Annotated in this window: 12 protein-coding genes; 6 read left to right on the top strand and 6 right to left on the bottom strand. The window is 50.4% G+C overall.

Annotation, left to right across the window (positions count from 1 at the left end; all coding sequences use genetic code 11):
- Positions 1–20 precede the first annotated feature (20 nt).
- From AC2CG4_RS19050 to AC2CG4_RS19025, 6 genes are all read left to right on the top strand, one after another.
- On the top strand, positions 21–878 hold the full coding sequence (locus AC2CG4_RS19050; protein ID WP_484487774.1) for a CheR family methyltransferase: 858 nt from the start codon (positions 21–23) through the stop codon (positions 876–878).
- A gap of 29 nt (positions 879–907) precedes the next feature.
- On the top strand, positions 908–7,801 hold the full coding sequence (locus tag AC2CG4_RS19045) for a hybrid sensor histidine kinase/response regulator (protein WP_484487773.1): 6,894 nt from the start codon (positions 908–910) through the stop codon (positions 7,799–7,801).
- 9 nt (positions 7,802–7,810) lie between these two features.
- Entirely contained in the window at positions 7,811–8,728 is a 918-nt protein-coding gene (locus AC2CG4_RS19040; RefSeq protein WP_484487772.1) for a chemotaxis protein CheB, read from the top strand.
- Positions 8,729–8,797: 69 nt separating this feature from the next.
- Positions 8,798–9,283 carry a chemotaxis protein CheW gene (locus AC2CG4_RS19035; protein WP_062058162.1) on the top strand — a complete coding sequence of 162 codons (486 nt, stop codon included), beginning with the start codon at positions 8,798–8,800 and terminating at the stop codon, positions 9,281–9,283.
- A gap of 23 nt (positions 9,284–9,306) precedes the next feature.
- A complete protein-coding gene (locus tag AC2CG4_RS19030) occupies positions 9,307–9,645 on the top strand; it encodes an FKBP-type peptidyl-prolyl cis-trans isomerase (RefSeq protein ID WP_484487771.1) in 339 nt (112 codons plus the stop codon).
- Positions 9,646–9,797: 152 nt separating this feature from the next.
- Positions 9,798–10,994 (top strand): hypothetical protein, encoded by a 1,197-nt coding sequence (locus tag AC2CG4_RS19025; protein WP_484487770.1) that lies wholly within the window; start codon positions 9,798–9,800, stop codon positions 10,992–10,994.
- Positions 10,995–11,135: 141 nt separating this feature from the next.
- On the opposite strand, the gene AC2CG4_RS19020 is transcribed toward AC2CG4_RS19025, so the two are convergent.
- From AC2CG4_RS19020 to AC2CG4_RS18995, 6 genes are all read right to left on the bottom strand, one after another.
- On the bottom strand, positions 11,136–11,396 hold the full coding sequence (locus AC2CG4_RS19020) for a hypothetical protein (protein ID WP_484487769.1): 261 nt from the start codon (positions 11,394–11,396) through the stop codon (positions 11,136–11,138).
- A gap of 185 nt (positions 11,397–11,581) precedes the next feature.
- Positions 11,582–12,076, bottom strand: coding sequence for a tRNA-uridine aminocarboxypropyltransferase (locus tag AC2CG4_RS19015; protein ID WP_484487843.1), 495 nt, complete (start codon positions 12,074–12,076; stop codon positions 11,582–11,584).
- Positions 12,077–12,280: 204 nt separating this feature from the next.
- Positions 12,281–13,006, bottom strand: a complete 726-nt coding sequence (locus tag AC2CG4_RS19010) for a 16S rRNA (uracil(1498)-N(3))-methyltransferase (RefSeq protein WP_484487768.1) — start codon at positions 13,004–13,006, stop codon at positions 12,281–12,283.
- A 63-nt stretch (positions 13,007–13,069) separates the two neighbouring features.
- Positions 13,070–14,158, bottom strand: a complete 1,089-nt coding sequence (locus AC2CG4_RS19005) for a prenyltransferase/squalene oxidase repeat-containing protein (RefSeq protein WP_484487767.1) — start codon at positions 14,156–14,158, stop codon at positions 13,070–13,072.
- The gene (locus tag AC2CG4_RS19000; RefSeq protein WP_484487766.1) at positions 14,155–14,976 is read right to left on the bottom strand and encodes a class I SAM-dependent methyltransferase; all 822 of its coding nucleotides are present in this window, start codon (positions 14,974–14,976) and stop codon (positions 14,155–14,157) included. Before AC2CG4_RS19000 ends, AC2CG4_RS19005 begins: the two co-directional genes overlap by 4 nt.
- Positions 14,963–16,351, bottom strand: coding sequence for a glycosyltransferase family 4 protein (locus AC2CG4_RS18995; RefSeq protein WP_484487765.1), 1,389 nt, complete (start codon positions 16,349–16,351; stop codon positions 14,963–14,965). Before AC2CG4_RS18995 ends, AC2CG4_RS19000 begins: the two co-directional genes overlap by 14 nt.
- Positions 16,352–16,379: the final 28 nt, after the last annotated feature.

The raw sequence follows: 16,379 nt of genomic DNA, 5'->3' as shown, positions 1-16,379 counted from the left end.
GTAACTTACAGATATTGCCTATGGCCTGGTCACTGCGCACACTACCTACACTCTCCGAAGATCAGTTTCTCCAATGGGGCAAGCTGCTGGAAGAGCGCACCGGTATCCAGCTTGTTTTTCAGCAGAAAGCCTGGCTTGAATCGCAAATGAGTTCGCGTATGCGCGATCATGGCGATGAAAATTACGATAGCTATTTCCAATTTATTGCTCAGGAAACCATCGAAGCCAAGGTGGAATGGTCGCGCTTGATCGATCGTATTGCAGTAAAGGAAACCAGTTTTTTCCGCCATCGCGAATCGATTGAATATGTGCGCAATTACCTGCAGCAAAAAATCAATAATAAAGCCCTGAACAACAGTTTCGATATCTGGAGCATGGGCTGCGCAACCGGTGAAGAAGCCTACTCACTAGCAATGGTAGTCAACGATTGTTTTGAATTGGCGGCGATTAACCCTTATTACGGTATTACTGCCATGGATATCAGCTCGTCGGCCTTAGCTGCCGGTCGTAAAGGCCGCTATAGCAAACGCCGCGTGGAGCAGGTAAAACCCGATGAAGTTAAACGCTACCTGCAGGTCTGTACTGATGGTAGTTATGAGGTAGTGAATAAATTGCGCGACCGCGTATGTTTTACTCACACCAATATAGTTCACGCGCGCCAACTCCCCATGGTGCAAGTGGATGTGATTTTTTGCCAAAATTTGTTGGTGTATTTCCGCCGCTGGCTGCGCCGTGATGTTTTGAATGCGTTAGTCGACCGTTTGAAACCAGGCGGCCTACTGATTGTTGGCCTTGGTGAAGTAGTGGACTGGGAACACCCCGAAATGCAACGCACTGGCGATGACCAAGTGCAGGCTTACGTTCGTGAAGAACGATAAAAACGAGAACAACGAGAGGAACGTTCTGCATGGCAGATAATCGCAATTTTGCCGCGTTGGATTGGTTGATCCATGAGATCAGTGAGACGCTAAAAGAAGCGCGCCAAGCCCTCGAAAGCTATGTTGAAAATCCTAAAGACGCGGCGCGTATCCGCTTCTGCCTTACCCATATCCATCAGGTGCATGGCAGCCTGCAGATGGTGGAGTTCTATGGCGCGGCCATGCTGGCCAGCGAAATGGAACAACTGACTCAGGCGATGATCGCCGAGAAAGTCGCCAACAGCGGTGAAGCGCAAGAAGTACTGATGCGCGCAATTCTGCAATTCCCGCTGTATCTCGACCAAGTCAAAAATACGCGCAAAGATAATCCACTGGTGGTTCTACCACTGCTCAACGATTTGCGCGCGGTGCGCGGCGAAAGCCTGCTCACCGATACCAAACTCTTTGTACCCAACCTGACCCCAGCTAAAAAAGCCTCCGGCGCGCGCCTACCCGTTACCAACGACAATGTGCAATTTCAGGCGATGGTGCTCAAACTGCGCCAGATGTATCAATATGCGGCGTCGGGTTTTATCCGCAATGTGAATCCGGAAGAAAATCTCGCTTACTTGCACAAGGCTTTTTCCCGTCTGCAAAAACTCACCCACGGTACAGCGCGTTTTGCGCTCTGGGATATCTCGCTAGCACTGGTTGAAGCGATTGAAATCGACGCGATTGAAATCAGCGTCGCAGTAAAAAATCTGCTCCGCCAGCTCGATAAAGAAATCAAAGTACTCGCCGTACACGGCATCAAAGCACTCAATAGTTTTACCAATGACGAGCTGATTAAAAACCTGCTCTACTATGTTGCGCGCGCGGGCAAACACGCTCCCGGCTTTCCGCCCAACTCCCAGTTACAGCGTATCTACGAAACCTACCATCTTGAAGAGGCGCTGCTCGAAGGCAAAGAGACCAGCGAAGATAGCCAAAACATGCTCTCGGTACCCGATGCCGAAGCAATGCGCTCAGTAGTGGGTGCACTGAAAGAAGAGTTAAACCTGATCAAAGATAGCTTGGACACTTGTCTTGCAGGCGGTGATACCCAGTCCGCTCTCAGCAACGCCCTACCAATTGTCAAACGCGTTGCCGATACCATGGCGGTGCTCGGTTTGGGCGATCTGCGCAAAAGTATCCTCGAGCAAGGCGCAGTATTGGACTTGGTGGTCGAATCCCATAGCCAGCTGTCCGATGAGCAATTAATTGGTGTCGCCAGTCAATTGATTGCGATTGAGAACTCACTCGATAGTTTGACCGAAATGAGCAATCAGGACGGCGACAGCGGTGAAGATTCCGACATCACCCTCAGCCGCGCCAAAGAGTCGGTGCTGCGCGAATCGCGCAACGGACTTGAGCATGCTAAAGACGCGATTATTGAATACATAGCGTCGCAGTGGAATCGCCAACATCTGCAATCTGTACCAACTACTTTGCGCGAAATTCGCGGCGGATTAGACATAATGCCGCTGCCGCGCCCGGCGCGAATTCTCGGCGCCTGCGCACGCTTTATTGAAGAGCAATTGCTGCAGCAAGATGCAACCCCCCAATGGTCCACACTCGATACCCTCGCCGATGCAATTACCAGTGTTGAGTACTATTTAGAGCGCTTAAGTAGTGGCGGTCGCAAAGAGGAAAATGACCTGCTGCTCAGCGTGGCGGAAGAAAGTGTCGCCAGCCTTGGCTATGCAGTTGCCAAAATTACCAAACCCGCCGATACACGGGTGGACAACACCGGCATTAATGACGACACATCAACACCTGACGCAAATGATGACGCAACTGCTGCAGAACAGTTAAGCGCAGCCTACCAAGGCACTACAGACCCAGACCCAATTACAGACTCAATTACCGACGAATTTGCACAGTTATCGGCCAGCTACGCCTCAGCTCAGTTACCAGCTGAAGACGCTGCGCCTGAAGATCAAACCGAGTCAGCGCAAGCTACTGAACTTTCAGCCGCTGAAATCGATTTGGCTGACACTGCTGAAGTAGAACCCGTTGAAACAGATGCGGTAGCGATAGAGGCCGCAGACGCGCCAGAAGAAAGCAATTTAGTCGCCACCTCCGACGCGCCTGTTATTCAGCGTGACGATGACGACATTGATGATGAGATCATCGAAATCTTCATCGAAGAAGCAACAGAAGTTACCGAAACTATCGCCGAGTATTTCCCCCGCTGGGCGCAAAACTTTGAAGATAAAGAAGCACTGACCGAATTCCGTCGCGCGTTCCATACCCTCAAGGGTAGTGGCCGCATGGTTGGCGCCAACGAAATTGGCGAGCTAGCTTGGTCAATCGAAAACATGCTTAACCGCGTGATCGACCGCACCATAGTTGCTGGCGCTGTGCACGTGCAGATTATCGAAAAAGTGCGCTCCCTACTGCCGGATATGATCGCCGCTTTCCGCGACAATCTGCCCAACCCTCATGCAGAACTGGCTGAAACCTATCGCCAGCAGGCAGTATCGCTTGCACAAGGCGTCATCCCTGATGGGTTGTCAGATGAATCAGACGATAACCCGGCACCAATCGCTACGACAGAAGCGGACGACAGCGAAGAGAACCTGCTGCTAGCAGACGAAGACGATGAGCAAGATAGCGACCTTGGCCTTCAGCAGGAAGAAGCGGATATTGAAGAGCCTCATCTGGAAGACGAAGCCGCCTATAGCGAAGCCATAGCGGAGCTATCCGATGAACTTAACTTCACCAGCGAACAAGACGATGCTCACGATAGTGCTGATGAAGAGATAACACTGGAGATAGCCGAGCTACCTCTGGTTGAATTGGGTGAGCAAGATGAAGTCCTCGACTTCAGTGCCGAAGCGGAAACATCGCCCTTAATCACGCTAGAAGATCAGGTCGAAATTGTTGATGAAGATGAAGTCGCGCAACTAACGCAGGCCTATAACGAACAGCAAACCAGCACGTTTAACTTCAGCAGTTCAGCCGATGACGACATTGATATAGATGACCCGGACGCCCAGCTATGGGAGATTTTTGGGGCCGAAGCTCTCACCCATCTACAGGTAGTTGAAGACTATATTGTGCGTATGGAAGCAGAGGCGCCCATTTACGAGCCGCCCAGTGAAGGCATACAGCGCGCACTGCATACCCTAAAGGGCAGCGCGCATATGGCCGAAGTCACGCAAGTGGCGGAATTGGCGACGCCACTCGAACGCTTTGTCAAAGAGTTGCGCTCCTATCATGTCAATATCAACGACGATATCCTCCAACTGCTGCGCGATGCCGTCAGTTATACCCAAATTGCGTTACATCAAATCGAGGCGGGCGAGTCGGTTGATATTCCGCGTCTCCATCAGTTTATCGCGCGCGTCAACGAACTCCGTGACATCCATGTCACCCCGCTAGTCAGCCTGCAAGAGCTGGATGAAACGGGCAAACGCCCGGTAGACCCTGAATTGCTCGCCATTTTTATGGCCGAGGAAATGAATCTGCTGCTCGATGCAGACAAGATTATCGCGCAGTGGGCTGCCGATCCGTCCGACGCCATTCAGCTAATACCGGTAATGGATGAGCTGGGCAAACTGACTAAGGCCGCGGCCCACGCTTATCTGCCTGCCATGGCTGAATTGAGCGAAAAAATTCACAGCGTCTATGAGACCGTGATCGCCGAGCAACTGGCCTGCTCACCCGCAGTCTGCACCACGCTTAACAATGCCCATATCGCCTTGTTGGACATGGTGGACTCGATTGCCGCCGGTCAAAATCTGAATGGCATTCCCGACGCTGTTAACGATGAGCTGGATGAATTACTCAGCACCGAAGCGGTCACACTGAGCACCTTGATCAACGAAGAAATCTCTTCAATTGAAGACGATATTCCCCTGATCGAAGACCTGGCGCCAGCCGATGAAGATACAGCGAACGAAACCGCGATAAGCGATGAAGTCACCCTAATTGAAGCAGATGACGCATCATTCGCCGAAGAAATCCCTCTTGCCGAGCTGGATGAAGAGATTGAATTCGACGAACCGGCCCCCTACGACACGCTGGCTCAAGCTGATGATGAGACCATCGAGCTTATTGATGAGGAAGTAGATAACACAGCCTACACCCTGCTGCCCGAAATCAGTTTGGTTGAGGAAGACAGCCTCGAACTAGACAGCAGCGAAGACGAAATCGCTATAGAGCTAGAGGTAAATCCAGATCCAGTAGCAAGCGAACTCCCAGAAGCAATAGAAGAAGCCTACGAACTTGTGGCTGAGTTACCCGTTGCTGAGAGCATTAAACCCCCGGCTGAGGTTCAATTTGCGGCGCCACAACCGCAGGCTGACCAAGAGGCAGATGAAGACTTTGATCCTGAAATCGTTGAGATCTTCCTGGAAGAAGCGGCCGAATTGCTGGAAGAAATCGACACCTCACTCAATGAGTGGCAGGACGATTGGAATAACACCGATTGCGTCGAAGAACTGAAACGTTCACTGCACACATTCAAAGGCGGCGCGCGGTTAGCGGGCTTGAGCGACTTGGGCGACCTTTCGCATGACTTTGAAACCATCCTGATCGAAATGGATGACGATGCCGAGCTGGATCAGTCTTTCTTCAATCGTCTGCACGATTACCAAGACCGCATGCACGCTGGCGTTAGCCAGGCCCAAGCCCGTATGAATAACGGTGCAACAAGCCATGATGAGCTGCAAGCAACCGATATTCCGGTACTGGATAACTATGTCGCGGTTGACGATCAGTTAACAACTGAGGATAAGTACGTCAGCGTTGATGAGGTAGTTGAAGGTATTCAATTCAGCGAAGATCCTCCGGTATTACACGACGAGCAACCTGCTTACAGCACACCTACTGTTATTGTCGACAATACCCGCGATCTAGCTGACAACAGCGCTGATAATGATAGCTATACACGCAATGATGGCCCCAGTCAGAAACCTAATGTACTGACCTTCGCCCCCAAAGCCAAACCGGTTGCACCGGTTCCAGGCGCTATTCCCGGCACTGAATACGGCAGCGGCCTGCGCTCTGGCAACAGCGGCCCGGCGCAAGTACAGCATTTGGCGGCGCGCCGCACTGGCCCGCAAGAAGTGGTTAAGGTCTCGGCCGAATTACTCGAAGAACTGGTAAACCTTGCCGGTGAAACCTCCATCAGCCGTGGCCGTATGGAACAACAAGTCATCGACTTGAGCGGATCTATCGAGGAGATGGATTCCACCATCCAGCGTTTGCAAGAACAGTTGCGCCGCCTCGATATCGAAACCGAAGCACAGGTCTTGTTCCGTCAGGAACAAATGATGCAACACGAAGAATTCGACCCGCTGGAGATGGACCGCTACTCGCAGTTGCAGCAGCTGTCGCGCTCGCTGATCGAATCCGCATCGGACTTGATGGACTTGAAATACACCCTCGCGGATAAAACCCGCGACACCGAAACCCTGCTGCTGCAACAGTCGCGGATTAATACCGACCTGCAGGAAGGCCTCATGCGTTCGCGCATGGTGCCCTTCTCCCGCTTGGTACCGCGCCTGCGCCGGATCGTGCGCCAAGCCGCGACCGAACTGGGCAAAGAGGTAGATTTCGAGCTGGATAACGTCGAAGGCGAACTGGATCGTAGCGTCTTGGAGCGCATGGTTGCGCCCCTTGAACACATGCTGCGCAACGCGGTTGACCACGGGATCGAGACACCCGATGAGCGTATCGCCGCCGGTAAAAATCCCAATGGCCGCATCCTGCTAACCCTTGGCCGCGAAGGTGGCGATGTGATCCTACGCCTGATCGACGACGGGCGCGGTATCAACCTCAAGCGCGTGCGAGAAAAAGCGATTGAACGCGGCCTGATGTCGGCCGATGCCCAACTCGCCGATCAAGACATCATCCAATTTATTCTGCATGCCGGTTTCAGTACGGCAGAGAAAGTAACGCAAATTTCCGGCCGCGGTGTGGGCATGGACGTAGTGCATTCCGAGATCAAACAACTCGGCGGCGCCATGTTTATCGACTCCAACTGGGGCAATGGCACCGAGTTCACCATCCGCCTGCCGTTTACCGTATCGGTGAACCGCGCGCTCATGGTGCAAATTGGCGATGACCTTTACGCCATCCCGCTCAACTCCATTGAAGGTATTGTGCGCGTCAGCCCGTTTGAGCTGGAGCACTACTATCAAGATGACACCGCCCGCTTTGATTACGCCGGCGAAAACTATCTGGTGCGCTACCTCGGCAACCTGCTCGACTCCAGCGCCCAACCGAAACTCGATGGCCAAACCCTGCCTTTGCCGGTGGTGTTAGTACGCAGTACCGAACACACGGTCGCGCTGCAAGTGGATCGCCTGCTCGGTTCACGTGAGATCGTGGTGAAAACCCTTGGTGCCCAGTTCAGTGCGGTGCGCGGTGTATCCGGTGCCACAGTAATGGGCGACGGTAGTGTCGTGGTGATTCTGGATCTGCACGCCATGATCCGCGAACAACTGGCGCTCGGTCTGCAGAGCACCGTATTGCTGGAGCCTGCCAAAGCGGGCGCCGTACCAGAGGAAGATCTGTCGGAAAAGACCGTTATGGTAGTGGACGACTCGGTAACCGTACGCAAGGTAACCAGCCGCTTCCTGGAACGCGAAGGCTTCCGTGTCATCACCGCGAAAGACGGGGTAGAAGCACTGCAAGTGCTGCAAGACCATATCCCCGATGTGATGCTGCTGGATATCGAAATGCCGCGTATGGACGGCTTTGAAGTCGCCAAAAATATTCGCACCAGTTCGCGCCTGAAAGATCTGCCGATCATCATGATCACCTCGCGCACTGGCGAAAAACACCGTGAGCGCGCCTTTAGCCTCGGCGTGAACAAGTACATGGGCAAGCCCTATCAGGAAGATCTGCTGCTCAACAACATCAACGAATTGCTCGGCAAAACCGTGAAATAAGGCGCCGCTATGCTGCAGCTGGGAATACTGGTCGATAGTGCCCACAAGCAGCAGGCGCTAACCCAGTTGATTGCTCACTCGGGTCACAAGGTGGGCTGCCATCTACTGCTATCAGCGCGCGAAGCGGCAGCTCAACAATTACTTGAACAACCGCTGGATGCCTGGGTAGTCGATGTCGCCGAGGATTATTGCGACGACCAACAACTGCTGGAGCAGTTATTCGCGCAGAGCCGGGTGCCGATTATCCTCAGCGACAGCAGCGAATTTGCGCCGGGCAGCGACGAACACAGCGCCTGGTTGCGGCGCACGGGCCTACGTTTGCAACGGCTGCGCGGTGATATCAACCTGCAACAGGCCAATCCCGCCAGTGAACTCTGGGTACTGGCCGCGTCTACCGGCGGCCCGGCAGCAGTAAAACGGTTTCTGGCGCAACTGCCCGCCAATCTGGGCATCGCTTTTTTGTATGTACAACATATAGATACAAACCAGGCGGTAACACTGAACCGCATGATGACCAATGCCGGTAGCTATCCAGCGATGGTTGCAACACAAGGTGTGGTGCTAGAAGCCAATAGTCTGACCCTGGTAACCGCCCGCGACCCGGTTGAAATTTTGGCAAACGGCACCCTAGTAGTGAATTATGGCCAGTCATGGAAAGGCAGTTATGCCCCCTCGATTGACCAGTTAGCCGCCAATGCCGCGCGCATTTACCGCGAGCGCTGCGGCTTGATTATTTTTACCGGCATGGGTGATGATGGCGCGGCCAGTTGCCGCTTGATTAAACAAGTAGGCGGCAAGGCCTGGGCGCAATCGCCCGCGGATTGCACCAGCGATTCAATGCCCGTTTCCGCCCTCGCCACTGGTTGTGTCAGCCTCAATGGCACACCCGAATATTTGGCGCGCGCACTGGCACAGCTAAAGCGCTAACGAATCTGATCAGGGCATTCGTTAGCGACAATTAATAAGCACAACAAGAACCAACAGGATCAGATCTTCATGAGAGCTCCCCAGCGCATCGAGAAAAAGATACAAGAAGTCGCCAGCCTGCTCATTCCACTTCAGGGGCGCCTGTTACTCGCCCCCAACGTGACCGTGGCCGAAATTGTTCCTGTTTCCCAAGTGATTCCTGTCGCCGATGCACCTGCTTGGTATCTCGGCAACTGCAACTGGCGCGAACAGACCATTCCGCTCTTCTCCTTTGAAGTCATGAATGGCGAAGACAAACCCGGCGTCGCCAGCCGCTCGCGTTTTGCCGTACTCAACACCACTGGCGCACACGAATCCCTGCCCTTTATCGCCATTCTCACCCAAGGCCTGCCCCGTTTGGCGCGTGTTACGGAAGAGGAAATTTCTGAACGCGAAGACAGCGACAACAAACCCTTTGAACTCATGCACGTCTCTTGGGCTGGCGAAGAAGCGGTAATACCCAATGTAGAAGCCATGGAGCGCGCGTTTCTGGATTATCTGCACTTAGATAATTAATCGCCCACGCAATCCCCTCAGCTATGAACGACCTCATCATTGAAGACCTACAACTTGGCGACGGTAAAACCGTCGTCAAAGGCGCCCTCATCACCACCCACTACACCGGCTGGCTCGAAGACGGCACCGAATTCGACTCCTCCCACCGCCACAACAAACCCTTCCAATGCGTTATCGGCACCGGCCGTGTGATTAAAGGCTGGGATCAAGGCCTAATGGGCATGCAAGTCGGCGGCAAACGCAAACTCCAAGTCCCCGCACACTTAGCCTACGGCGAACGCCAAATCGGCGCGCTGATAAAACCCAATTCGAATTTGGTGTTTGAAATTGAATTGTTGGAAGTTATGACACGGGACGATTAGCCTCTCTCCGCCTATAACTCCCTGTAATGACGTGTATTGTTCAAATCCTTGGCTATAGTAGAAAATCACGCCATTGGATGGAGATAGGAAATACGTATGAATAACGACGGGATGATATTTTCAAGATCAGAACCGGCATTAGGTAGATCACAATGGGTTTAGCCTCCAATAAAATTTTGGATGATTTTTTTAGAAATGATGTCAAAGCCAAAAAAAATAATGAGACCTATTTTAATTTTTTCAATCGCTCTGCATGGCCAGAGATTGAGACCGTAAGAAATCTGATTGAAAGTTCAATATCTCGATATCCTCTGGCAGACGTAGATGATTTAGCGCGTAGATTTCGCTCGGGAGATGACACTCATTTTAAGTCAGCCTCATTTGAATTGTTTTTACATGAAGCTCTATTACGCACCGGATTCAAACTATTCCCTCATCCTATATTGCCAAATGGGATTCAATTTAAACCAGATTTTTTAGTAAACGCACCGGATGGCGAAGAATTTTATTTAGAGGCTGTGCTAGTGGCCGAACGTAATGAGTTGGATAAAGGGGGAGAAATAAGAAAAGGGGTTGTATTTGACACATTATCAGCATCCCCACATCATAATTTTATGATCGTTATTGATGATGAAGGCACTCCAAAAACTCAACCTAGCGGAAAAAAATTATTAAATGAAATCCATAACTGGCTGAATACGTTAGATCCAGATGAAATATCAACACAAATCCAAAAAGCAGGTTTAGATTCTATTGCACCTCTTAGCTGGAGCCATGAAGGTTGGGATCTGCAAATACGTCCACTTCCAATTAGTCCTGAGGGAAGAGGTAATAGCTCAAACCTAATAGGTATAAGTGGTATGGGAGGAGGTATGTTAGACGCATGGAGTCCAATTAGAGATGCAGTAAAATTCAAGGGTGGCAAATATGGCCAACTCGATAAACCATTGGTAATTGCGGTTAATTTTAATAGCTCTTTTCTTCATCGCATTGATGAAATGCAAGCTTTATTTGGTCAAGAACAAATGGTTTTCAATCCGAGATCCAAAAAATCTGAAATGAAGCGAGCGCCAAACGGTGTCTGGATTGGAAAAAGCGGACCACAGTGCAAACGTGTGAGTGCTGTTTGGATTTTCAACGATTTACATGCGACATCATTGGCTTCTAGACGTAACACTATCTATTTCAACCCTTGGGCAAATATTAGCACCCCTAACTCTCTAAAAATTTTTCCTCATGGGATTGTTAAAGATGAAAAAATGAATTGGATAGAAGGGCTATCATTTCGCGAGGTGTTTCAGCTGGACGAAGCTTGGCCTGAAAAAACATACGAATCAGGGATCAAATGAATAAATTTGTTTTGTGGCTTTATGTAATTGGTACGGTAATTATGATTAAAGGCGTCTTTCGTGGCGGACTGGTAGACGGATTTCCGGTAATCCTGATTGGTGTAGGCTGCATAGTTGCAGCCTACTATATTGGTAAGCACACTAAGCGTTTTTAATTGAACCAAGCTGCCCCTCTTCTAGCCTCGTCTTAATTCCCGCCGCACCCCATGCAGTCGCTATTTTAGCTTGGTCTTCCGCGCTCATGACTCCGAAATTTGCGACAGCTGATTTATCAAACGTTAATTCATCGATATGAATTTCTGTGCCGAATTCGGTAACGGTGCGCTTAACGCTATTTGTTGCTGGATCGTAAGTTACGCTGACCTCCATGCCTTCATATTCAAATTTCAACTCATTAGACATATCAACCACCGCGTTATTAAACGTTAATCAAGCTAGTCGCGCCGTAGACTTTGTACAGAAGGTTGGCGTTAGTAGGGTCAATTTAACTGGAACAGACACATCCTATTAGGCTTTTGCTGCGCCTGTCTGTGTGGTTGGATACGTAGTTAGTGATAAATCAGAATCAGGAATGCGTAGGGACAGCGCTATGGCTGCGAATTAAAAATTGTAAATGCAGCATCCAAACGCCCAGCAACATCAGTGTGATTTTTTGTAATGAGTATTTCCATTACACACTCAGCCGTACACAAACCTCCCTCCGGCTGATTGCGCCTTAGCTGATATTGGGATGCTTGCCGGGGTTTGATCTGCGCTCTGGGTAGGTTTTTTAAATAAGGGCTTTTATTAAATATTTTGCGTGCTTCCTGCCAGGTGGCGTCCAGCACAATGATATTTTCAAATGCAGCTATAGGTGCGGCTTCGGCATCCTCTACCGGATAGAGCAACACTGTATTCTCATGGTTGATTGCATCCAGCAATGACGGATCAGGTGAATTTCTCGACCAGACGATTCGCTCCACGATTTCCGGTGCAACGCTTTGCGCCAACACGCCGGTGTTGGTTAAGCGCTGCAGTTCGCGTTCATGAGTGAGTAAAAATATTTTCATTCGTTTTTTATTAAACCCCTTCCCCCCACAAATACTACACCATACAAATCATCATTCAGGATGAAATTAATGGCGCCTTTAGGTAGTAGTACAAGGCACTCATCTTCCCATTGAATGGGCAGGAAGACGGTTAGACTTGCGTCCAATTGCCTATTACAGCTCCGTCTAATTGCCTATCACAGTTCCGTCCAATTGCCTATTGGAGGCTAGAAGCTTGCTGTATCACAGTAGTTAAACTCAAAAATCCCCCCACAAATATTGCACCAAGCTAATTGCCGCGACTGGTGCAGTTTCTGTTCGCAAGACTCTCGGCCCTAAGGTTAACGCATTAAAATCTTGCTCAAGGGCGTGGGCGATTTCGCGGTCGCTGAGGCCGCCTTCGGGGCCGATAAGCAGGGTGACACTTTCGGGTTTTTGTTCGGCGGGCAGGCTTTTACTGTCGCGGTGATGCAGGACAAAACGCAGGTCGGATTTTACTTGCGGCAGCCAATCGGAAATTTGCACGGGTGCGCTGAGTACCGGCAACAGATTGCGCTGGCACTGCTCGCAGGCGCTGATCAGAATTTGCTGCCAGCGGTCGTGCATTTTTTCTTGTCGGTCACCACCTACTTTCACTTCAGTGCGCTCGGTAATCAGCGGGGTGATTTTGGTGACGCCCAATTCAGTGGCTTTTTGCAGTACCCATTCAAAGCGCTCGCCGCGGGATATGCCAATCGCTAACTCTAATTCCAGCGGCGATTCACGGTCGTCTACTGTGTGTTCTGAAATGCTGACGGTCACATGCTTTTTGGTGACTTCGTGAATGGTTGCGGCAAATTCACCACCAGCGCCGTTAAACAGAATTAGCTCGCGCCCCGGCTGCATGCGCAGCACTTTGCTTAAGTGGTGCGAGGCCGCTTCTTCCAATGCTATCTGCTCGCCGCTTAATAAATTTTGCTCGGTATAAATTCGTGGGATTCGCATAGTCGCTAGCTTCGCTAAAGATCAAATGAGTTTGGCTAAAAAATCTAATCGGATGAACAACAATCAGTGTTCCGTTTTGCTGTGTAATAGCTGGTCGTTTTTAGTCAGCGCGGAATCTAAACTCAGTCCAGATTGAATAAATAATCGGGCGGCACCTGTATGTTCGGTGAGGGCATCGGCGGCTAATAAAATTGCGCCCGCCGTCCAGGTGGTTTTTTCCTGAGGCCAAATTACCTCATCGCGGAAATTGTAACCCGTCCAATAACCGCCATCCTGATCCTTAAATTGAAATAACCAGCTAAATAGATTCACCGCTTTAGCGTGTTCGCCTGCAGCCAAGAGTGCGAGGGTTAATTCACAGGATTCCGCCACAGTGACCCAGGGTTCATCGCTCACGCAACGGCAGCCGATATTGGGTTCAACAAAGGTAATCCATTTAGCGTCGATGCGCTGTTGCGCATTTTTGCCTTGGGTAATGCCGGTGAGAATCGGGTAAAACCAATCCATAGAGAAACGGGTTTTTGGCTCCCAGGTGCGGTCAAAACATTCGGGGTGATGGCGCAATGTATTGCCCAATTGTTGATAGACCTCAAACCAATGCGCCGATTCTTCACCAAGTGTTTGTGCGATTAACACAGCACACTCAAGGCTTTTATAAATTGAGCTGGATGCGGTTACTAAAGCATCTTTTTTTGCGCTGCCATCTTCCGCCACTGCCCAATAGATTTCGCCGGTCGGTGCCTGATAGCGCAACACAAAGTCGATGGCTTTTTTTACCGCAGGGAAAAAATCGCGCAGAAAGTTTTGATCTTCAGTGACTAAATAATAATGCCAAATACCGGTGGCGATATAGGCGATAAAATTGGTTTCGCGATGGTCTTTATCGACCGGTTGGTCATCTAGATAATTCGCCCACCAACTGCCATCAGCAAGTTGTTCATCCACCAGCCATTGATACGCGCGGCGCGCGGCCGCCAGTTCACCGCCAATGGTTAAACCCATGGCCGCTTCAATATGATCCCATGGATCGGCTTTGCCGCCAGTAAACCAGGGAATGCAGCCGTTTGGTAATTGGGTTTGTAAAATGTAGTTAATAGTTGGGCGCAATAGACCCTCAGGGAAAAAGCCTTTGGTGAGTAATAGATTTTTCATTGTTGATCCACTCCTAACCGCACAACCCCCACCCGGCCTCCCCGGCTGCGCGCCCCGCTTAAAAGAGGAGGAGTTTGAATTCCCTCCCCTGACAAGGGGAGGGTTAGGGAGGGGTTAATTTTTTTAAAATACATCACTACACTTTTTCCCATAATCGGGTTGAGGATTTTTTCCAGGGTTTGCGTAAGCCACGGCCTTTCCATTAAATCCCACACCAATAAGCGGTGATAGAGTTTGATGAGCAGATTGGAATCCTGCGTTTTCCACCAGAGGCATTTCATCCACCAAAATGGTGAGTGCAGTGCATGTGCCCAGTGGCGCTTATAAAATTGAAACGATTGCAATTCGATTTCACGGCGCAAATATTGGCCGTTAAAAATACGAATATGGCCGCCCTCCACCTGATGGTATTCACGGCTTAACCACCAGCAGATTTTTTCTGGCCAGGCGCGCGGTACACTAATCGCTAACAGACCGCCCGGTTTTAAAATCCGCTCAATTTCCGCCAGCACTGCTTGGTAATCTGGAATATGTTCCAAGACTTCGCTGCAAATAATTTTATCGAAGCTGCTATCGACAAAGGGCAATCGAGTGGCATCGGCCTGCTGTAAATAAAATTGCTTAGGAGCTGATTTTTGCTCGAAGGGTAAAAAGCGTTCGCGGCTGGTGAGCAGATCGCGATGATTTAAATCGACACCAATTGCAGTAACTTCACCGTGCAAATAAACGTTGATTACATGGCGACCTTCACCGCAGCCAAGATCCAATACTCGATCACCGGTAGCGAGAGGAAAATCGCTGAAATTAATCGTAAGCATTGGGTAGCGGCTCACTGGCTAATTCAGCGGTTGAAACAGATTCGCTCGGTGCGAGTTGGGTCAGGGTTTGATAATAAAACTGCTCCATTTTCTTCGCCACACAATCCCAACTGAGTTGCTGCAGTATGTGCGCGCGACCCTGTGCGCCTAATCTAGCGCGAGCTTGTTCATCGTTTAATAATTCGCGCAGTGCAGTTTGTAAATCATCCATATTACCGGCGCGCACTAGCCGCGCTGCGTCACCCACCACTTCCGGTAGGGCACCGCCGTCGCTGCAAATTAAAGGCACACCGCAGGCCATGGCTTCGGCGGCGGGCAAACCAAAACCTTCATAGAGCGACGGCACTATAGCGATGCTCGCCTGCGCATATTCTTCAACTAATTGTTGATTGCTGATACCGTATTTAAATTGCACCGCGTCTTGCAGCTGTAACTGTTGTAATTCTTGTTCGGTTTCGCCGTTTTCTTTTAGCTTGCCAATCACGATTAGCTGTAACGCGGGAAACTCACTGCGTAAATTTGCCAGTGCGCGCAATAAAACACTCAGGCCTTTTAAAGGTTGATCGGATGAAGCGGTAGTAATTAAGCGCAAGGGAGTGCGAACAACAGTATCGAGCGGTTTAAAAATATTCGCATCAACTCCATTGGGAATGACCTGAATTTTTTCTGCCGGGCGATGAAAGGCCGCGACTATATCCCGCTGGGATTGTTGCGATACGGTGATCACATGGTTGAGTTGTTGCACCACTTTTTGTTGCATTGGCAAAAAACTGTACCAGCGTTTAATTAACCAGCGCTGGCCTTTTGTTGTTGCTGCGGCAAGCGCAAGATCGCGGTCATGGGTGATGGGGTGATGCACAGTAGCGATGACATTGACACCGCATTTTTGCAAACCCAATAAACCAGTACAAAGACTCTGATTGTCGTGAACAATATCGTAATGCGGTCTATTTTTTTTGAAGTAGCGCTGCAAGCGGCGACCAAAACTATAAGGCTCACCAAAGGCGCCGCTTAATTTACTCCACCACTCGTAAAAATCCGCGAGGGATAACAGGTGTTTTAATTTCAATGCGCGGGTGGGATTGGGGTGCGCGTATAAATCCAAACTGGGCAAGGTAATTAATCGCACCCGCGGATCAAGTTCAGGATAAGGCGGGCCGGAAATTACATCGACACTGTGACCCAACTCCACCAGCGCTTTACTCAGATAATGCAAATAAATCCCCTGCCCACCCACATGCGGATGACTGCGATAGCCGAGTAAGGCGATACGCAAAGGCGCTGAGCTCTGACAGTGATTAGCAGCAATTGACGCTGCTGCGGTATCGCTAGGGGATACGAGAGGCTGACGATAAGTAAGCGGTGAATAAGACATGAAGCGCAACTACCTTATTGAGTCTGCG

The organism is Cellvibrio sp. ATLC23, from assembly GCF_057196725.1.
The sequence above is the reverse complement of the archived record's forward strand: the minus strand, read 5'-3'. Positions and strand labels throughout refer to the sequence as shown.